This window comes from Pseudomonas sp. 1L-E-NC-VB-C3 (genome assembly GCF_057291535.1).
Genome location: NZ_JBXAWD010000002.1, coordinates 147,553 through 166,696, shown reverse-complemented (window position 1 = coordinate 166,696; position 19,144 = coordinate 147,553). Strand labels below are relative to the sequence as shown.

The 19,144-nt window shown below is 58.0% G+C and carries 19 protein-coding genes; 8 read left to right on the top strand and 11 right to left on the bottom strand.

What is annotated here, in order from left to right; all coding sequences use genetic code 11:
• Nucleotides 1–62: 62 nt before the first annotated feature.
• Nucleotides 63–1,202: a glycerate kinase gene (locus tag AC0Z5Z_RS04200; protein ID WP_485610731.1), complete on the bottom strand. Its 1,140-nt coding sequence runs from the start codon at nucleotides 1,200–1,202 to the stop codon at nucleotides 63–65.
• A gap of 238 nt (nucleotides 1,203–1,440) precedes the next feature.
• Nucleotides 1,441–2,562, bottom strand: a complete 1,122-nt coding sequence (locus AC0Z5Z_RS04195) for a sugar diacid recognition domain-containing protein (RefSeq protein ID WP_150635138.1) — start codon at nucleotides 2,560–2,562, stop codon at nucleotides 1,441–1,443.
• Between the two features lie 171 nt (nucleotides 2,563–2,733).
• On the opposite strand from AC0Z5Z_RS04195, the gene AC0Z5Z_RS04190 reads away from it, so the two are divergent.
• Both AC0Z5Z_RS04190 and rarD read left to right on the top strand, forming a co-directional pair.
• A complete protein-coding gene (locus AC0Z5Z_RS04190; RefSeq protein WP_039762752.1) occupies nucleotides 2,734–4,044 on the top strand; it encodes an MFS transporter in 1,311 nt (436 codons plus the stop codon).
• A gap of 292 nt (nucleotides 4,045–4,336) precedes the next feature.
• Nucleotides 4,337–5,218 (top strand): EamA family transporter RarD, encoded by an 882-nt coding sequence (gene rarD, locus AC0Z5Z_RS04185; RefSeq protein WP_485610730.1) that lies wholly within the window; start codon nucleotides 4,337–4,339, stop codon nucleotides 5,216–5,218.
• Between the two features lie 173 nt (nucleotides 5,219–5,391).
• Here the strand turns inward: rarD and hppD are convergent, their stop codons facing one another.
• Nucleotides 5,392–6,468: a 4-hydroxyphenylpyruvate dioxygenase gene (hppD, locus tag AC0Z5Z_RS04180; protein ID WP_016774910.1), complete on the bottom strand. Its 1,077-nt coding sequence runs from the start codon at nucleotides 6,466–6,468 to the stop codon at nucleotides 5,392–5,394.
• A gap of 351 nt (nucleotides 6,469–6,819) precedes the next feature.
• On the opposite strand from hppD, the gene AC0Z5Z_RS04175 reads away from it, so the two are divergent.
• Complete coding sequence (locus AC0Z5Z_RS04175) at nucleotides 6,820–8,355, top strand: EAL domain-containing protein (RefSeq protein WP_485610729.1); 1,536 nt, start codon at nucleotides 6,820–6,822, stop codon at nucleotides 8,353–8,355.
• Nucleotides 8,356–8,582: 227 nt separating this feature from the next.
• The gene (locus tag AC0Z5Z_RS04170) at nucleotides 8,583–8,948 is read left to right on the top strand and encodes a histone-like nucleoid-structuring protein, MvaT/MvaU family (protein ID WP_041480175.1); all 366 of its coding nucleotides are present in this window, start codon (nucleotides 8,583–8,585) and stop codon (nucleotides 8,946–8,948) included.
• Nucleotides 8,949–9,163: 215 nt separating this feature from the next.
• Here AC0Z5Z_RS04170 and AC0Z5Z_RS04165 read toward each other — a convergent pair whose 3' ends face one another.
• Complete coding sequence (locus AC0Z5Z_RS04165) at nucleotides 9,164–9,682, bottom strand: DUF4946 domain-containing protein (protein ID WP_236169079.1); 519 nt, start codon at nucleotides 9,680–9,682, stop codon at nucleotides 9,164–9,166.
• 137 nt (nucleotides 9,683–9,819) lie between these two features.
• On the opposite strand from AC0Z5Z_RS04165, the gene gloA reads away from it, so the two are divergent.
• The gene (gene gloA, locus AC0Z5Z_RS04160) at nucleotides 9,820–10,341 is read left to right on the top strand and encodes a lactoylglutathione lyase (RefSeq protein WP_039762746.1); all 522 of its coding nucleotides are present in this window, start codon (nucleotides 9,820–9,822) and stop codon (nucleotides 10,339–10,341) included.
• A 251-nt stretch (nucleotides 10,342–10,592) separates the two neighbouring features.
• Here gloA and ahpF read toward each other — a convergent pair whose 3' ends face one another.
• The 3 genes from ahpF to AC0Z5Z_RS04145 all read right to left on the bottom strand — a co-directional run bounded on the left by ahpF (nucleotide 10,593) and on the right by AC0Z5Z_RS04145 (nucleotide 13,919).
• Complete coding sequence (ahpF, locus tag AC0Z5Z_RS04155; protein ID WP_485610728.1) at nucleotides 10,593–12,155, bottom strand: alkyl hydroperoxide reductase subunit F; 1,563 nt, start codon at nucleotides 12,153–12,155, stop codon at nucleotides 10,593–10,595.
• Between the two features lie 124 nt (nucleotides 12,156–12,279).
• On the bottom strand, nucleotides 12,280–12,843 hold the full coding sequence (gene ahpC / locus AC0Z5Z_RS04150) for an alkyl hydroperoxide reductase subunit C (RefSeq protein ID WP_016774916.1): 564 nt from the start codon (nucleotides 12,841–12,843) through the stop codon (nucleotides 12,280–12,282).
• A gap of 137 nt (nucleotides 12,844–12,980) precedes the next feature.
• Nucleotides 12,981–13,919 carry a site-specific integrase gene (locus AC0Z5Z_RS04145; RefSeq protein ID WP_485610727.1) on the bottom strand — a complete coding sequence of 313 codons (939 nt, stop codon included), beginning with the start codon at nucleotides 13,917–13,919 and terminating at the stop codon, nucleotides 12,981–12,983.
• A 177-nt stretch (nucleotides 13,920–14,096) separates the two neighbouring features.
• On the opposite strand from AC0Z5Z_RS04145, the gene AC0Z5Z_RS04140 reads away from it, so the two are divergent.
• The gene (locus AC0Z5Z_RS04140; RefSeq protein ID WP_056789637.1) at nucleotides 14,097–15,113 is read left to right on the top strand and encodes a DNA-binding protein; all 1,017 of its coding nucleotides are present in this window, start codon (nucleotides 14,097–14,099) and stop codon (nucleotides 15,111–15,113) included.
• On the opposite strand, the gene gorA is transcribed toward AC0Z5Z_RS04140, so the two are convergent.
• Together gorA and galU are read right to left on the bottom strand one after the other, a co-directional pair.
• A complete protein-coding gene (gene gorA / locus AC0Z5Z_RS04135; RefSeq protein ID WP_460160966.1) occupies nucleotides 15,110–16,468 on the bottom strand; it encodes a glutathione-disulfide reductase in 1,359 nt (452 codons plus the stop codon). The genes AC0Z5Z_RS04140 and gorA overlap by 4 nt on opposite strands.
• A gap of 129 nt (nucleotides 16,469–16,597) precedes the next feature.
• Complete coding sequence (galU, locus tag AC0Z5Z_RS04130) at nucleotides 16,598–17,437, bottom strand: UTP--glucose-1-phosphate uridylyltransferase GalU (RefSeq protein WP_024013124.1); 840 nt, start codon at nucleotides 17,435–17,437, stop codon at nucleotides 16,598–16,600.
• Between the two features lie 258 nt (nucleotides 17,438–17,695).
• On the opposite strand from galU, the gene AC0Z5Z_RS04125 reads away from it, so the two are divergent.
• Nucleotides 17,696–17,881, top strand: coding sequence for a hypothetical protein (locus AC0Z5Z_RS04125; RefSeq protein WP_016774922.1), 186 nt, complete (start codon nucleotides 17,696–17,698; stop codon nucleotides 17,879–17,881).
• 140 nt (nucleotides 17,882–18,021) lie between these two features.
• Nucleotides 18,022–18,309 carry a hypothetical protein gene (locus AC0Z5Z_RS04120; protein ID WP_016774923.1) on the top strand — a complete coding sequence of 96 codons (288 nt, stop codon included), beginning with the start codon at nucleotides 18,022–18,024 and terminating at the stop codon, nucleotides 18,307–18,309.
• Between the two features lie 3 nt (nucleotides 18,310–18,312).
• Here the strand turns inward: AC0Z5Z_RS04120 and AC0Z5Z_RS04115 are convergent, their stop codons facing one another.
• On the bottom strand, nucleotides 18,313–18,543 hold the full coding sequence (locus AC0Z5Z_RS04115; protein ID WP_016774924.1) for a hypothetical protein: 231 nt from the start codon (nucleotides 18,541–18,543) through the stop codon (nucleotides 18,313–18,315).
• Nucleotides 18,544–18,615: 72 nt separating this feature from the next.
• Nucleotides 18,616–18,972 carry a hypothetical protein gene (locus AC0Z5Z_RS04110; RefSeq protein ID WP_016774925.1) on the bottom strand — a complete coding sequence of 119 codons (357 nt, stop codon included), beginning with the start codon at nucleotides 18,970–18,972 and terminating at the stop codon, nucleotides 18,616–18,618.
• Nucleotides 18,973–19,144: the final 172 nt, after the last annotated feature.

The following is a 19,144-nucleotide window of genomic DNA, read 5'->3' as shown; positions in this document are numbered from 1 at the left end:
CTTTTAAAAGTCAAAAGATCGCAGCCTCGTTGCACTCGACAGCTCCTACATAGGCAAGCCGATCAGCGTTGGGCGGCGAGTTGCCAGACCCGAGCAATATCGGTGGCGCGTTCACGCAGCAGGCGCGGTGCTTCGGCGCAGGCTTGTTCGAGTGTCATCGGTCCGCTGGTCACGGCGAAAGCGGCGTCGATGCCGTGTTGATAGAGTTCCTGGTAGCCCTCGCCCAAGGTCCCGGCGATCACAATTACCGGCACAGCGTGTTGTTTGGCAACTCGCGCAACACCGAACGGCGTTTTGCCGCGAAGGGTTTGCGCATCGAAGCGGCCTTCTCCGGTAATCACCAGATCCGCACCCTTGACCGCGTCAGCGAGCCCGACCAGTTCCGCTACCACCTCGACGCCCGCCTGAAACTGCGCACCGAGAAAAGCCTTGGCCGCAAACCCCAGACCACCCGCCGCGCCGCTGCCCGGTTCATCGCGCACGTCCCTGCCCAATGCTTGCGCGCAAAGCTCGGCGAAGTGCCCCAGCGCCTGATCGAGCTGCTCAACCTGCGCAGGCGATGCGCCCTTCTGCGGGCCGAAAATGGCCGAGGCGCCGTGGGGGCCGCAGAGCGGATTGTTGACATCAGCGGCGATGTCGAAACGCACATCGGCCAGACGTCGATCAAGCCCACTCAGGTCCAATCGCGCCAGTTGCGCCAAGGCCAGGCCGCCGGGCACCAGCGACTGATTCTGCGCATCCAGCAACTTCACCCCCAGCGCCTGCATCGCCCCGGCGCCGGCGTCATTGGTCGCGCTGCCGCCAATCGCCAGAATCACCCGTTGCGCGCCGGCATCCAGCGCTGCACGAATCAATTCACCCGTGCCAAACGTGCTGCTTATGCAGGCATCGCGCTGTCCCGGCGGGACCAGTTGCAGACCGCTGGCCTCGGCCATTTCGATGATCGCGGTGTGGTTGTGCGGTAGCCAACCCCAAGCAGCATCGACCGGCGCGCCCAGTGGACCGCGCACGCGGGTGCGGCGTAACTCACCTTCGCAGGCTGCAAGAATCGACTCGACCGTGCCTTCGCCGCCATCGGCCATCGGGCATTTGATCAGCGTCGCCTGCGGCCAGACCTGCGCCAGTCCGAGGGCAATGGCTTCGGCAACGCCTTGGGCACTCAGGCTGTCCTTGAACGAGTCGGGGGCGATGACGATTTTCATGGGAATTCTCCGGTTGCAGTGGCGTTCATGCTGCCAGCGGTCGTGAGCGTTGACGCCAGTCGGGTGCACAAGTGGCGTCGACGTTTATTGTTCATTTCCACAAAAGATATGTGTTGGTCGTACCGGCCTCATCGCTGGCAAGCCAGCTCCCACAGGGTTCTGCGGTGGCTATGGAAGTTATGAACGCCTTCTGACCTGTGGGAGCTGGCTTGCCAGCGATGGCGGCCTCAAGGACAACTCATGGCAATGGATCAGTCTGCGGCAGCAGCTGCACCCCAAGATACAACGCCAGCATCCCGTCCAGCTTCAACGGATCAACCCCGCTCAACTCGGCAATCCGCTCCATGCGATAACGCAGACTATTGCGATGAATGCCCAACGCCTCAGCGCAGGCCTGACTCTGCCCGTCGTGCTCGCACCAACTGCGCAGGGTCGCCAGCAACTGGCCGTTGCTGTCCTTGGCGATGACCTGGCGCAGCGGCTTGAGCAGTTCGTCCAGCGCATCATCGTTGCGATGACGCCACAGCATGACCGGCAAGCGATAACGATTGAGCGTCAGCAGTCTCGAATTCGGCAGCACGTCACGACCATAAGCGAGCAAATCGCCGACTCGTCGGTAACAGCGACGCAACCCTGCCAGACCATCCGCCTGCCCGCCGACGGCGATGCGCAAAATCTTCCAGCCGAGGCCATCGAGTTTTTCCAGCAGGCGATCATGCTCGACGTTCTGGCTCGCCGGGCGACACCACAACAACGAAGACTTCGCCGAACTCACGCACCAACTGTCCGGATAACGCGAGGTCAGCCACGCACTCAGTGCCTCGACGGTTTGCCCTGGGCCGTGCTCGAGCCCCAGTTCAAACAGATACGGCACCCGGGTCAATTGCGGCTTGAGCCCAAGCTGCTGCGCCTCATCGATCAGACGCGGCGAATCCCCCGCTTCGCTCAGCAGCAACGCCAGCAGATCATCGCAACGCTGCCGTCGCCATTGTTGCTCGGCCTGCTGGTTGCGCTGGCCGACCAGCATTTCAGCGGTCATGCGCACCAGCTCGGCGTAGGTGCGCAATTGCTCCGGCTCGCCGGTGATGCCGAGCACGCCGATCAAGCGCTGATCGAGCAGCAGCGGCAGATTGATCCCCGGTTGCACACCTTTGAGATGCACCGCCGTCTGCGCGTCGATTTCCACCACACGCCCGTTGGCCAGCACCAGTTGCGCGCCTTCATGACGGGTGTTGATGCGCTCCGGTTCGCCGCTGCCGAGGATCAGGCCCTGACTGTCCATGACGTTGACGTTGTACGGCAAAATGGCCATGGCCCGGTCGACGATGTCCTGGGCAAGGTCGTGATCGAGTTCGAACATAGCGGCGGCAATCCTTCAGTTCAGGCACGAACGGTTGTTCAGCCGCACAGGGTCTGGCGGCAAACCCTGTGCTCAGGCACAAAGACAATCCGGCCAAAGGTGGCCGAGACTCTCAGGGCGATCAACGTTACCCTTTGCATCGCAAAAAATCATAATAAAGAGAGAGCCGCTATGTCGCAGAGCGCCGCAGCTACCCAGACCATCGACGACGGTAAAAACGCCGTCTACAAACGCATCACCCTGCGTTTGATTCCCTTCATTTTCATCTGCTATCTGTTCAACTACCTCGACCGGGTCAACGTCGGCTTCGCCAAACTGCAGATGCTCGACGCACTGAAATTCAGCGAAACGGTGTACGGCCTCGGCGCCGGCATCTTCTTCATCGGTTATGTGCTGTGCGGCGTGCCGAGCAACCTGGCACTGACCCGCTTCGGTCCTCGGCGCTGGATTGCCTTGATGATGATCACCTGGGGCACGCTGTCGACCTGCCTGTTGTTCGTCACCACCCCGACCGAGTTCTACACCCTGCGCTTTTTCACCGGTGCCGCTGAAGCCGGTTTCTTCCCGGGCGTCGTGCTGTATCTCTCGCAGTGGTTCCCGACCTTCCGCCGTGGCCGGATCATGGCGTTGTTCATGTCGGCAATCCCGGTCTCCGGTTTGCTCGGCAGCCCGTTTTCCGGCTGGATTCTCAACCACTTCGCCGCCGGCCAGGGTGGCCTGGCCGGCTGGCAGTGGATGTTCCTCCTGCAAGGCATTCCGACGGTGATCCTCGGTGCGCTGGCGTATTTCCTGTTGAGCGACAGCTTCGCCAATGCCAAATGGCTGACCGCCCATGAACGTTCCGTGCTCGAAGCCGACCACGCCGAAGACCTCGCCAACAAACCGAAAACCGCCACCGACTCGCTGCTTGCGGTGTTCAAGAACCCAGCGATCTGGGCCTTCGGCCTGATCTATTTCTGCATCCAGAGCGGCGTGTATGCGATCAACTTCTGGCTGCCGTCGATCATCAAGAACCTCGGCTTCAGCGATAACCTGGTGATCGGCTGGCTGAGTGCGATTCCGTATCTGCTCGCAGCGGTGTTCATGCTGGTCGTCGGGCGTTCGGCGGACTTGCGCAAGGAGCGCCGCTGGCACTTGGTGGTGCCGATGCTGATGGGCGCTGTCGGGCTGGTGATCGCAGTGAATTTCGCGGCCAATCCGGCGATTGCGATTCTCGGCCTGACCATCGCGACCATGGGCGCACTGACCGGCCTGCCGATGTTCTGGCCGGTGCCGACCGCCATGCTGAGCGCGGGCGCAGCGGCTGGTGGGCTGGCGCTGATCAACTCGATGGGGCAGATGGCCGGGTTCCTCAGCCCGTACCTGGTGGGTTGGGTCAAGGACAGCACGGGTTCGACGGATGCAGCGTTGTACGTGCTGGCGGCGGTGATCGTCGGCGGGAGTCTGCTGGCGTTGCGGATGACTCGGACGTTGCGGGCCTAATCAGACGCGCAGATCAAAAGATCGCAGCCTTCGGCAGCTCCTACTCTGGAATGCGTTCCCTGTAGGAGCTGCCCAAGGCTGCGATCTTTTGCGTTTAAGCGATGCAATCATGCATAGCGCCAGCCGACGCAACATCTATGCTGAATCTGCTGGCCTCTTCGCGAGCAGGCTCGCTCCCACAGGTTTTGTGCTTGGCTCCAGGATGTGGGAAATAATGAGCATCCGCTCAATATTCAGCACAAAAACCACGTATCCTGCGCGCCCCGTTCAACCATCACGTCGCGAGGACAGTTTGTCTAAAGGTATCGCTCTATCGGTTTCAGCCTCCGTGCTGTTTGCCGTCATGTATTACTACACGTCGCTGCTGACCCCTCTGAGCGGCGTGGAAATCTTCGGCTGGCGCATGCTTCTGACCGTGCCGTGCATGACGGTGTTCATGCTGGTTTCCGGGGAATGGCGGCGGGTGCTGGAGCTGTTCCGATTGATGGCCGCCAGGCCGAAGCTGATCGCCGGGCTGCTGGTTTCTTCAGCCCTGCTCGGGGTTCAGCTGTGGCTGTTCATGTGGGCACCGCTCAATGATTACAGCCTGGATGTATCACTGGGCTATTTCCTGTTGCCACTGGCGATGGTGCTGACCGGGCGGATTGCCTATGGCGAGAGCCTGTCTTACCTGCAGAAAATCGCGGTATTTTTCGCCAGTCTTGGCGTGTTGAACGAGCTGTATCAGGTTGGCGGATTTTCCTGGGCGACGCTGGTGGTCGTGGTCGGTTATCCGCTGTATTTCGTGCTGCGCAAATACCTGAAAACCGACAACCTCGGTGGCCTGTGGGTCGACATGACCCTGATGCTGCCGGTCGCCTACTGGTTTGTGCAGGGCGGCGAACAGGGTCTGGCCGTGTTCGATCAATATCCGGGACTGATGTGGCTGATTCCACTGCTCGGCCTGATCAGTGCGTCTGCGCTGGTGGTGTATATCATCGCCAGCCGCTTGCTGCCGTTCAGTCTGTTTGGGTTGTTGAGTTATGTCGAACCGGTGCTGTTGCTCGCGGTGGCATTGTTGCTGGGAGAGAGCATCAAGTCGGGCGAGTGGCTGACTTACATCCCGATCTGGCTGGCGGTTGTGGTGCTGGTGTTCGAGGGCTTCAAACACTTGATGCGCCAACGCCGCTCTTGAATGCAACACAAGACAAATGTGGGAGCGAGCCTGCTCGCGAAGTCGTCAGACCAGTCAACATGAGTGTTGAATGAAAGTCCGCATTCGCGAGCAGGCTCGCTCCCACAGGTTTTGTATGAAGCAAAAAAATCCCGGCCCTGCATTTCTTCAGGCCGGGATTTTTTCATTTCAGATTACTCGGTGGTCAACACACCACGACGCACCTGGTCACGCTCGATCGATTCGAACAAGGCCTTGAAGTTGCCCTCGCCGAAACCATCGTCGCCCTTGCGCTGGATGAATTCGAAGAACACCGGCCCCATCAGGGTTTCCGAGAAAATCTGCAGCAGCAGACGCTTGTCGCCCTGCTCCGATGCGCCATCGAGCAGGATACCGCGCGATTGCAGCTGATCGACCGGCTCACCGTGATTCGGCAGGCGACCTTCGAGCATTTCGTAGTAGGTATCCGGCGGCGCGGTCATGAAGCGCATGCCGATTTTCTTCAGTTGATCCCAGGTCTTGATCAGGTCGTCGGTGAGGAATGCGACGTGCTGGATACCCTCACCGTTGAACTGCATCAGGAACTCTTCGATCTGCCCGGCGCCCTTGGACGACTCTTCGTTGAGCGGAATGCGGATCATGCCATCCGGTGCGGTCATGGCCTTCGAGGTCAGGCCGGTGTATTCGCCTTTGATGTCGAAGTAACGGATTTCACGGAAGTTGAACAGCTTCTCGTAGAAGTTCGCCCAATAGGCCATGCGACCGCGATAAACGTTGTGGGTCAGGTGGTCGATGATCTTCAGACCAGCGCCAACCGGGTTGCGATCAACACCTTCGATGAACACGAAGTCGATGTCGTAAATCGAGCTGCCTTCACCGAAACGGTCGATCAGGTACAGCGGCGCACCGCCAATACCCTTGATTGCCGGCAGGTTCAGCTCCATCGGACCAGTCTCGATGTGAATCGGCTGGGCGCCGAGCTCCAGCGCGCGCGAGTAGGCCTTCTGCGAATCCTTCACGCGAAACGCCATGCCGCAAACGGACGGGCCGTGTTCGGCGGCGAAGTACGAGGCGACGCTGTTGGGTTCGTTATTGAGGATCAGGTTGATTGCGCCCTGACGATACAGGTGCACGTTCTTGGAACGGTGGGTCGCGACTTTGGTGAAGCCCATGATCTCGAAGATCGGCTCCAGTGTGCCAGGAGTCGGCGCTGCGAACTCGATGAATTCAAAGCCCATCAGGCCCATTGGGTTTTCGTATAAATCTGCCATGGTGACGCCTCATCATTTCTTATCAATTAACCAGGGTTATTTGTCAGGAAAGTGATGTGGAGGGCGGCGCACAGGAGATGCCGCGCACGCTGCGCGCGAGGAAGTCTCCGTAGATCAGTTGAAACCCGAATATCTTCATTGTCGACCCAAGGCTTTTGCGGGCGAGGCTTCTGCTGCCAGAAGACGATTATTATTGTATGCGTAACCCGATTCTACACAGCGTAACCAGACCTGTCTGCCCTCTGTATAAAATCCGCTTTTTTACCTACGGCACAAGCGCCATCTGCCATCTATTCTCCCCTCTGGCCCAATTGTTTATCGGGTCGGATTTCTAAACCACAGGATGTGCCCATGCCATTGACCCACAGATCCCGCCGCAAACGCAGCACCCGAATCGCCGTGACTTTGCTCAGCGGTCTGCTGCCAATCGTGCTGGGCAGTGGGATTCTTTATATGCAGGCAAAACGAACGCTGGAGCAAAGTGCCGGGGAAACGGCCGAACAAGCGTTGCAACAGTTCGATCTGATGCTCGACAACAAGGCAGAAGCCGCCCGGGTTCTGCTGCCTCTGGCCGGGAAAAATTGCGAAGACGTGAAACTGGCCCTGCGCGAACAAGTGACCCGACGCCCCTTCGTGCGCTCGACCAATCTGGTCTGGGACAACACGCTCTACTGCAGCTCACTGTTCGGGCAGTTCAAGGAAGCGGTCAATGCCGGGGACTATCATCAAGGCAAACTGTGGTTGATGAACGGCAATCCCGTCACTCCCGACACGGCATTGTTGATCTACCGCCTCAGCGACGGTCGTGGCGGCGCGCTGACCACGCTTGATGGTTATCACCTGAGCAACATCCTGCGCCTGATCGGCCGCCAGACATTACTGATGTTGCAAGTGGGCGATAACTGGCTGTCCGCCGACGGCAGAGTGCATCAAGGGTCCCTGCCCGCTTTGCCAGTCGCGCATAGCATGCTCGAATCCGAACGATACGGTTTCAACGTGTCGGCGGGTTTTCCCGAGGGAGAGACCTGGCGTTACATGGCGGCCAACTACCCGCCGTTGTTCAGCCTGCTGATATTTTTCGGCGTGATCTCGGGCGCCATCGGCCATGTCGTGCAGAAACGCTCGAACTCGCCCAGTCACGAAATGCTTCGCGCACTCGAGGCCGGGGAATTCATTCCTTATTTCCAGCCGGTGGTTCACGGTGACAGCAAGCAGTGGTCCGGCGCTGAAGTGCTGATGCGCTGGAATCACCCGAAAGAGGGCCTCGTACGCCCGGATCTGTTCATTCCATTTGCCGAGCATTCAGGCTTGATCGTGCCGATGACCCGCTCGCTGATGCAACAGACTGCCGCCCTGCTGGGACCGCATTCTGCGGTCTTCGCCAAACCTTTCCATATCGGCATCAACATCACTGCCAGCCATTGCAAGGATCTGGAACTGGTCGAAGACTGTCGCGACCTCCTGGCGGCGTTTGCGCCCGGCAGCGTCGAGCTGGTGCTGGAATTGACGGAGCGCGAGCTGATCGAACCGAACGACATGACCCTGCAACTGTTTGAGCAATTGCACGCACTTGGAGTGAAAATCGCGATCGACGATTTTGGTACAGGCCACTCAAGCCTCGGCTACTTGCGCGCCTTCAAGGTCGACTTTCTCAAGATCGATCAGAGCTTTGTCGCCATGATCGGCATCGATGCGCTATCACGGCATATTCTCGACTCCATCATTGAACTGTCGGCAAAGCTGGATCTGGCCATTGTTGCCGAAGGTGTCGAGACACAGGCCCAAGCCGATTACCTGACGGAGCATCAGGTGGATTTCATGCAAGGTTATTTGTTTGCCAAACCGATGCCGGCAGCAGATTTCATCAGCGCATTAAGTGATCGTTAACTCATTAGCATAGCCCGTCCAACAACCGCACCAAATTGATACAAAAAGTCATTGTTGTTACATGGCGACAACATCAGGATTTACTCTTGTCGCATTAACTACTACAATTTTTTCAACCTGAGCCAGACTGACAGGTGAGCCAATTATCACCGAGTCGCTTCCAGGCTCTTGGCTTATAGCTTTGTTTGCGGTTGGTATCAGCCAAACACACTATTGGAGTAAAGATATTGTCCAGACTCGCTGAATTTCGCGCAGCTGAAAAGGCCCTTCAGGAACAGCTCAAACAGCTGGAGTCACTGAAGAATGACGCCGGGCTCAAGAAAGAAATCGAATTCGAAGAAAAGCTCCAGGGACTGATGAAAACCTATGGCAAAGGCCTGAAAGACATCATCGCCATCCTCGACCCGAACCCGGCGAAGTCCGGTCTGCAGGCCGCCCCAGCGCCGAAGACCCGCCGCGCCCGCGTCGTCAAGGTTTACCAGAACCCGCACACTGGCGAGCTGATCGAAACCAAGGGCGGCAACCATCGCGGCCTGAAAGCCTGGAAAGAACAGTACGGTGCGGCCACCGTGGATTCATGGTTGCGCGGTTAATCTGACGCCAACAAAAAGCCCTGCGCGATGCAGGGCTTTTTTATTGACAATATCTAACAAATGAAATGATTTTCATCGAACAAGTTGGAAAATTGTGTAACGTTACTGAGTCATCACGCTAAACATTTTGCTGCGCGATGTTGCTGCAAACGATGAATCAAACTTTGTGCTTAATCCTTTCCGGCATTCAAAACACCGCGAGTTAGTACGGACGTTTATAATTTCAGGCTGTTACGTGCCGCCTCTATGTCGTCGGCGCTCGCCTTATAAACCTCAGCCTGACCGGCATATGAAAGTACATAAGCCTTGTCTGTTTCCACGGCAGCCACCAGCGTTTGTGATAATACGTGCCGGCCGTTCTCGGTGATCGTGCAGGTCGTCTCCAGCCCGGTCAATGATCCGAGCGCAGCCGGATGGATTCGGTTGCAGACGCTCTGATAACCACTGCGGAAGAAATCCTTCTGGATGGACTTGCGCATCTCCAGCAACACGCCTTGCAAATTGACCTGATGCCCCGCCTCCACTTGCGTCATGGTCAACTCCATCACCATCACCTGATTGCCGTCGGCATCGAGCTTCACCGCCCTTTGCCGCGAGACTGGCGGCGCGGTATCCGGCAACATTTCAACCTTCCAGCCCGCCGGCCAGGTGATGCTCGGTTCGGCCATGGCCGGGAAAACCACGGCCAATGACAAAGCAAAAAAAACAAACACGGATTTGAACAGTCGGATCATTGCCGGACGCACTCGAAGGTAGAGAGCAAAGTCTGAGCCCCGCCCTCGCGCAGGGCAAGCCCGCCTTGCATTTGGCGATGCCGGCCGGCATGCGTATCATTGCGCCCATTCACTCGCCCATTGTTATTGGAGGGCCCATGAGCCTCAACGAACTGAACACTTTCCCCGGTGTGACAGCCACGCCAGACAGCGCAACCCGCAACTTCGTGTTCAACCACACCATGCTGCGCGTGAAGGACATCACCAAGTCGCTGGATTTCTACACCCGCGTCCTGGGTTTCTCGCTGGTCGAGAAGCGTGATTTTCCGGAAGCCGAATTCAGCCTGTACTTCCTTGCGCTGGTCGATAAAGCGCAGATCCCGGCCGATGCTGCTGCGCGTACCGAATGGATGAAATCGATTCCAGGCATTCTCGAATTGACCCACAACCACGGTACCGAAAACGATGCCGACTTCGCCTATCACAATGGCAACACCGATCCGCGTGGCTTTGGTCACATCTGCATTTCGGTGCCGGACATCGTCGCAGCGTGTGCACGCTTTGAAGAGCTGGGTTGCGATTTCCAGAAGCGCCTGACCGACGGCCGGATGAAGAGCCTGGCGTTCATCAAGGACCCGGATGGCTACTGGGTCGAGATCATTCAGCCTGCGCCGCTGTAAAAGCTGAAAGCCCCTCACCCTAGCCCTCTCCCAGAAGGAGAGGGGACTGATTGCGGGATGTTGGAGAATTACGCCGACTTGAACGATTGGCGGTGAATCCAAAATCGACCGGCTCTCTCAGGTCGATGGATGACTTCAGACACCTCACCCCAGCCCTCTCCCTCGGGAGAGGGCTGGGGTGAGGTGTGGCTTTCCACGCGCAATAAAAAACCCATGATCGCTCATGGGTTTTTTCGTTTTCGACCTGGCAGTTACGCCGGGGCCGAAGTCCGGATCAGGTGATCGAACGCACTCAGCGAAGCCTTGGCGCCCTCGCCCACTGCAATCACGATCTGCTTGTACGGCACAGTCGTCACGTCACCCGCTGCAAAGATCCCCGCAATGGAAGTCTCGCCACGATTATCGACAATGATCTCGCCACGCGGCGACAGCTCGATGGTGCCCTTCAGCCAATCGGTGTTCGGCAGCAGACCGATTTGCACGAAAATGCCTTCCAGCTCAACCGTGCGCAGTTCATCGGTAGTGCGGTCCTTGTAGCGCAGGCCGTTGACCTTCTCGCCATTGCCGGTGACTTCAGTGGTTTGCGCACTGGTGATCACGGTAACGTTCGACAGGCTGTGCAGCTTGCGTTGCAGCACGGCGTCGGCACGCAGTTGCACGTCGAATTCCAGCAGCGTTACGTGCGCCACGATACCCGCCAGATCGATCGCCGCTTCAACGCCGGAGTTACCGCCGCCGATCACCGCTACGCGCTTGCCCTTGAACAGCGGGCCGTCGCAGTGCGGGCAGTACGCCACGCCTTTGTTGCGGTATTCCTGCTCGCCCGGAACGTTCATTTCGCGCCAGCGTGCGCCGGTCGCGAGAATCACGCTCCTGGCTTTCAGGGTTGCACCGCTGGCGAAGTGGACTTCATGCAGCTCGCCATTCTTGCCCGGGATCAGCTTGTCAGCGCGTTGCAGATTCATGATGTCGACGTCGTACTGCTTGACGTGTTCTTCCAGCGCCGTGGCCAGTTTCGGCCCTTCGGTTTCCTGCACGGAAATGAAGTTCTCGATGGCCATGGTATCCAGCACCTGACCGCCGAAGCGCTCAGCCGCGACACCGGTGCGGATGCCTTTACGTGCGGCGTAGATAGCGGCCGAAGCACCCGCCGGGCCACCGCCGACGACCAGCACGTCAAAGGCTTCTTTGGCGCTGATCTTCTCGGCCTGACGCTCAATCGCGCCGGTGTCGAGTTTGGCAAGGATTTCCTCCAGGCCCATGCGGCCCTGGCCGAAGTTTTCGCCATTGAGGTAGATGCTCGGCACAGCCATGATCTTGCGATCGTTGACTTCGTCCTGGAACAGCGCGCCGTCAATGGCGACGTGGCGGATGTTCGGGTTGAGCACGGCCATCAGGTTCAGCGCCTGAACGACGTCCGGGCAATTCTGGCAAGACAGCGAGAAGTAAGTCTCGAAGCTGAACTCGCCTTTGAGCGAGCGGATCTGCTCGATCACTTCAACGCTGGCCTTCGACGGGTGGCCACCGACTTGCAGCAGAGCCAACACCAGCGAGGTGAATTCGTGGCCCATCGGAATACCGGCGAAACGCAGACTGATGTCGGCTCCAGGGCGATTGATCGAGAACGATGGCTTGCGGGCATCGTCACCGCTGTCGATCAGAGTAATCTGGCTCGAAAGACTGGCAACGTCTTTCAGCAGGTCCAGCATTTCACGGGATTTCGCACCGTCGTCGAGGGATGCAACGATCTCGATCGGTTGGGTGACCCGTTCCAGGTACGATTTCAACTGGGCTTTAAGATTGGCGTCCAACATACGGGCGATTTCCTTTATTTGAGGCGAAAAAAAGCCCGAGCGAATCTCGCCCGGGCATTTTTATTGGGCGGTGCAGCTAACTTAAGAAGGTGCGGCGTGCCGCCCTGCGTTGCATGGCACAGACTTAGATCTTGCCGACCAGGTCCAGCGACGGAGCCAGAGTGGCCTCGCCTTCTTTCCACTTGGCCGGGCAAACTTCGCCTGGGTGTGCAGCGACGTACTGAGCAGCCTTGATCTTGCGCAGCAGCTCGGAAGCGTCACGGCCAACGCCGCCATCGTTCAGTTCAACGATTTTGATCTGGCCTTCAGGGTTGATCACGAAGGTGCCACGGTCAGCCAGACCAGCTTCTTCGATCAGCACGTCGAAGTTGCGGGAGATGACGTGGGTAGGGTCGCCGATCATGGTGTATTCGATTTTGCCGATGGCTGGCGAAGTGTTGTGCCAGGCAGCGTGAGCAAAGTGGGTGTCGGTCGAAACGCTGTAGATTTCCACGCCCAGCTTCTTGAACTCAGCGTAGTTGTCAGCCAGGTCTTCCAGCTCGGTTGGGCACACGAAGGTGAAGTCGGCTGGGTAGAAGAACACTACGGACCACTTGCCTTTCAAGTCAGCATCCGAGACTTGAACGAAGTCGCCGTTTTTGAACGCGGTAGCTTTGAACGGTTTTACTTGGCTGTTGATGATAGGCATTGATGACTCTCCGTCAGGGGTTATGAAGTTGATGGGTGAATCCTACCCACTCACTCGACGGAAGGCTCATTGGCAAACCTGATACTGCTGATTTGTTTTCGCTATTAGCTGACTGTATTAATAGAAGAAAACGATCTCTACGGCTGATCCGGCTTATCCATAATCCGAGCCATTCCCTGGAATGGGCTGACCTCAACATAGCGCATGGCGGATTTCATGTCCTTCCAGCCAACATAACTCATCAACGATTTCAGATCCCAGCCGCTTTGATGCGCCCATGTGGCAAAGCCACGCCGCAGTGAATGGCTGGTGTAGTTGGCGGCGGCAATCCCGGCGCGCTGCAACGCCTGGCGCAGAAGCGGAATGATGCTGTTGGCGTGCAGGCCCTCCTCGCTCAGATTGCCCCAGCGATCAATGCTGCGGAACACCGCGCCGCGCACCAGCGCAGCCTCTGTAATCCAATCGATATAGGCCTGCACCGGGCACAGCTTCAGCAGCGCCGGGGCCTGATAAGTCTGCCCGAGGTTCTCCCGGTCGCCCTTGCTGCGCGGCAAATACAAAGTGATTCCTTTGCCAGCACTCGCCTGCACATGCTCGATCTGCAAGCGGCACAACTCGTCGCTGCGAAAGCCGCGCCAGAAGCCCAACAGAATCAGCGCGCGATCCCGATACGCCTTGAGCAAAGTCGGGCGGTCCTGTTCTTCCCGGGCCGTCTGCGCCTCCTGCTCAAGCCAATCGATCACGCGCTGCAGATCCTGCAGTTGCAGCGGCTCAGCCTGTTTTTCCTGCGCAGGGTGCAAAGCACGAATGCCCTTGAACACCTTGCGCACCACTGGCGCCTTGGTGGGATCGGCAAACCCCTGACTGTTGTGCCACTGCGCCAGCGCCGACAGACGCAGCTTCAGCGTGTTGATCGACAGCACGCCAGCGTGCGCCACCAGATATCGCGCAACGCTATCGGCAGTAGCCGGCAAAAATCCGCCCCACGTCACCTCGAAGTGCTCGATGGCCATGCGATAGCTGCGGCGAGTGTTGTCCCGGGTGGCGGCTTGCAGATATCGATCAATCTCACTCATGGGCAGTTTTCTCGATGGCGTACGGGTTCAGGCATGCAGATGCGCATTTTGCCCCCTGACATTGGGTAATACCAGTATATCCCGCGTGTTTTAATTCAAATATTTACCTATATTTTCAGCATGGTACACTGCGTACTTTAGTGGCATGTACCACAGTACGTAAACGTAGGAGTTCACATGGCCCGTGGCGGCATTACCAAAGCACTGGTGCAAATCGCACGCACAGCGATCCTAGCTCGCGGCGAACACCCAAGCATCGATGCAGTACGCATTGAAATGGGCAACACCGGCTCGAAAACCACGATCCATCGCTATCTGAAAGAACTGGACGACGGTGCCCAGCCGAATGAGGCGTCGGCAGAACCGATCGATGATGAGCTCACCGCCCTCGTCTCTCGACTCGCCCAGCGCCTGAAAGAACAAGCACAGGAACCCATCGAGCAAGCCCGCGAACAGTTCGAGGAACAACGCCAAGCACTGGAAGCCGAGCTGAAGCAGACGCGCCAGGCGCTGGAAAAACTCGAGCATGAGCACGACATTCAAGGCGCCGCGCTGCAACGCGAATCCGAAGCGCTGAGCAACACCCGCTCGATGCTGCAAACCGAACAGACGCGCAACGCCGGCCTCAACCAGGCATTGGCCGACTTTGAATTGCGCTTGCAGGACAAGGACGAACAGATCCGCTCACTGGAAGAAAAACACCTGCACGCCCGCGATGCGCTTGAGCATTACCGTAACGCCACCAAGGAACAGCGCGAGCAGGAGCAGGCCCGCCATGAAGGGCAACTTCAGCAGATACAGGCAGAATTGCGTCAAGCCCAGCAGAGCGCGTTGGTGCGCCAGGACGAGATCACGCAGTTGCACCGCGACAACGAACGCCTGCTTACCGAAAACCGTGGCACCCAGCGCGAGCTGAATCTTGTGCAGGATCAGCTCAAGCACAGCAATCAGCGTCAGGATCAGTTGCTCGAGCAGGCCACGCGCATGGACAGCGAGCGCACCCTCCTCCAGGAACGTCTGCGCGTGGCGGCACTGGAAAGCCAGGCGCTTAAACAGAGCGTCGACGAGCAGACGCAGCTCAATCAGTCATTGGAAAAGGAGTTGCTCAAGGTTCAGGCAAGCCTTGAAGACAGCCAGCGTCTGGCGGCTACCGTTGCGGCAGCGCCAGACTCGGCCAAAGCGACAGACGCTTAAGCGCTGACCGGCGTACGCATGGTGACGAACTCTTCGGCGGCCGTCGGGTGCACCCCGATGGTGTCGTCGAAGTCGCGCTTGGTCGCGCCGGCCTTCAAGGCGATCGCCAGACCTTGCACGATCTCGCCAGCGTCCGGGCCGACCATGTGGCAGCCAAGCACCCTGTCGGTTTTGGCGTCGACCACCAACTTCATCAGGGTTTTCTCCTGGCAGTCAGTCAGGGTCAGCTTCATCGGCCGGAAGCGGCTCTCGAAAATAACCACCTCGTGGCCGCATTCGCGCGCTTCCTCTTCGCTCAAACCGACCGTGCCGATGTTCGGCAGGCTGAACACGGCGGTCGGAATCATCTTGTAGTCCACCGGACGGTATTGCTCCGGCTTGAACAGACGCCGCGCCACGGCCATACCTTCGGCCAGAGCGACCGGGGTCAGTTGCACGCGACCAATGACGTCGCCCAGCGCCAGAATCGACGGCTCGGTGGTTTGATACTCGTCGTCGACTTTGATAAAGCCCTTGTCGTCGAGCTGCACATCGGTGTTTTCCAGGCCCAGATTGTCCAGCATCGGACGCCGGCCGGTGGCGTAGAACACGCAGTCGGCTTCGAGTACGCGACCATCCTTGAGCGTCGCCTTCAAGCTACCGTCGGCCTGCTTGTCGATGCGCGCAATGTCGGCATTGAATTGCAGATCGAGGCCACGCTTGGTCAATTCTTCTTGCAGGTGCTTGCGCACCGACCCGTCGAAACCACGCAGGAACAGATCGCCGCGATACAGCAGCGTGGTGTTGGCGCCGAGGCCATGGAAAATTCCGGCGAACTCGACGGCAATATAACCGCCGCCGACCACCAGCACACGCTTGGGCAGCTCTTTGAGGAAGAACGCTTCGTTCGAACCGATCGCATGCTCATGCCCGGGGATTTCAGGGATCTGCGGCCAGCCGCCGGTGGCGATCAGAATGTTTTTCGCGGTGAAGCGCTCGCCATTAACCTCGACCTCGTGCGGCCCAACGATTTTCGCGTGCGCCTCGTGCAGGGTCACGCCGCTGTTGACCAGCAGATTGCGATAAATGCCGTTGAGGCGATTGATTTCACGGTCCTTGTTGGCGATCAGCGTGGCCCAGTCGAAGTTGGCTTCGCCCAGGTTCCAGCCGAAACCGGACGCCTGCTCGAAGTCCTCGGCAAAGTGCGCGCCGTAGACCAATAGCTTTTTCGGCACGCAGCCGACGTTGACGCAGGTGCCGCCCAGGTAACGGCTTTCAGCCACCGCCACTTTCGCCCCGAAGCCGGCGGCAAACCGCGCAGCCCGCACACCGCCGGAACCGGCACCAATTACATAAAGGTCAAAATCGTAGGCCATTTCTATCTCCTCGGCAGGCCATCAGCATACCCGCAGCCATTCATTGGGCAAGCACTGCCATCCATATAAGGGCGGAAAATGAAAAAGCCACCCGAAGGTGGCTTTCTTTTGCAGACGAGGCAGATGCTATTAGTAAGCTTTGCCAGTCTTGTAGAAGTTTTCGAAGCAGAAGTTGGTCGCGTCGATGTAGCCTTCAGCACCACCGCAGTCGAAACGCTTGCCCTTGAACTTGTAGGCCATGACGCAGCCGTTCTGGGCCTGCTTCATCAGGGCGTCGGTGATCTGGATTTCGCCGCCCTTGCCTGGCTCGGTCTGTTCGATCAGGTCGAAGATGTCCGGGGTCAGGATGTAACGACCGATGATCGCCAGGTTCGACGGCGCGTCTTCCGGCTTTGGCTTCTCGACCATGCTGTGCACGCGGTAGATGTCGTCGCGGATCATTTCGCCAGCGATGACACCGTACTTGTTGGTTTCCTGCGGATCGACTTCCTGGATCGCGACGATCGAGCAGCGGAACTGCTTGTACAGCTTGACCATCTGGGTCAGTACGCCGTCGCCGTCGATGTTGACGCACAGGTCATCCGCCAGGACCACGGCGAACGGTTCGTCACCTATCAGTGGGCGGCCAGTCAGGATTGCGTGGCCCAAACCTTTCATTTCGGTCTGACGGGTGTAGGAGAACGAGCACTCGTCCAACAGCTTGCGGATACCGACCAGGTACTTTTCCTTGTCGGTGCCCTTGATCTGGTTTTCCAGCTCGTAACTGATGTCGAAGTGGTCTTCCAGAGCACGCTTGCCACGGCCGGTGACGATGGAGATTTCCGTCAGGCCCGCGTCCAGTGCTTCTTCAACGCCGTACTGGATCAGTGGCTTGTTTACCACCGGCAGCATTTCTTTAGGCATGGCTTTGGTCGCTGGGAGGAAGCGAGTGCCGTAACCGGCTGCTGGAAACAAGCATTTCTTGATCATATAAGTCCTTGAAAAGGCTGTGTGTACGAGTTTCGGGGCAGTCTAATCAGGCGGCGTGCGCCTTACAATGCCCCGCGCTGGCTAACCGATGCCAACATAGAGAAATATTCGCGCGGATAGTTCCATCCGGGTATTTCAGCGGCGGAGTCAGCGTAGCTCAAGATCCGGGCAAACAGGATCACCATACGCTTATCAGCCCCCATTGCGAGCATTTGCCGCTATCATGGCGCCTTTGAACCAGCGAATGAGACAGACTAGATGGCTGCGGTAAAAATCATCAACGGGTATGTGATCGACAAGAAAGACGGCAAGTGGACGCTGACCACTACCAATGGCGAACATATCGCCGGGCCTTTCGACAGCGAGCAGATGGCGACAGATGTGGCCTCGGTGTTCACTGATACGCCTGCTTCTTCCAAGCGCCGAGGCAAAGATCAGGACTGATCCTTTTAGCACTTGCGCCAAGCCCTGCCAGCATGCAGGGCTTTTTTGTGCTTTGTTGGCAAACAAGTGGCCAATCGCTATAACCTTTTCATCGCGGCGCTGTCAGAGCAACCAGTCCCCCACTTGAAGACCTCGCAACCATGAACCTGAACAAACTGCAGCCGCTTTTCGCGGTATTGGTACTGAGCGGCTGTGCCACTTCGCAGCCCACCTATCTGAACAATGGCGAACAGGGTCTGAGCATCGACTGTTCCGGCGAAGCCAACTCATGGGCCATGTGCTACGAAAAGGCCGATGCCTCCTGCGCCGGCACCGGGTATCGCATCGTCGGCACTGATGGCACACCGGCGCCCAAGGAAGATGACAAAACCCTGGGCGTTGACGTTGGCAATTACAAGACCCGTAACGTCGTGGTCGTCTGCAAATAAGCCTTACATGTGGATTTCAGCGAACTTGATCCCGAGGCCACGGACGACCTCGATGAGATCGTCGAGCCGATTGAAGGATTCGACTTCATCATTGTCATCCACCAAAAAGTAGCTGCGCCCTGCACTCTTCTTGAAAAACACGATCCATTCACCCGGATTCGCCGGGTTCTGGATGACATGAGTGGCAGAGATAAGGCCCTCTGCGTGGCGCTCCCGCACGTGCTCTCGCTTCATTGCGACTCCATAAATGACAATGCCGCCACAGCAGGGCTGTGACGGCATCGGGTGCTGATGTTCGATAGTCTATCAGCCGGAAATACAGGCGTTCGCAGCTTTCTGTACATCGCGAGGGCGAACCGGCACGTTGGACATGCGCTCATGCAGCTTGATGCTGCTGCCGCCGGCGCGATCTTCGATATCAAACACGGCTGCCGGGCCTGACGAAAGTTTGCCGGGAACGATGACTCGTACACCGTCTTTCTGCGGCTGGACTTGCAACGCACCACGACTGTCAGCGAGCTTGTCGGTCAGACACTGCGCATACTCCTGGGGCTTTTTGCCGGAGATCACGCTCATGGTTGGCAGCGTTTCATTGATTTCGGAAACATTTGCACAACCGGCCATCGCCAGAATCAACGGCACACACACCACACCCCACTTCATATAAATCCTCCGTTAAAGACCGTCCGACAGCACAAATGCCGCTTTTCTCCGGGGCCTTGTGCATTTAACCCGCCCGCCATGGCGAAGTTCTGTTCAAAATTTGTCAAAGCAACGCCCGACGGCCAGATAATAACCCGTGCGGGCTGATAAACTGCGCCCATCGACAAGCTAT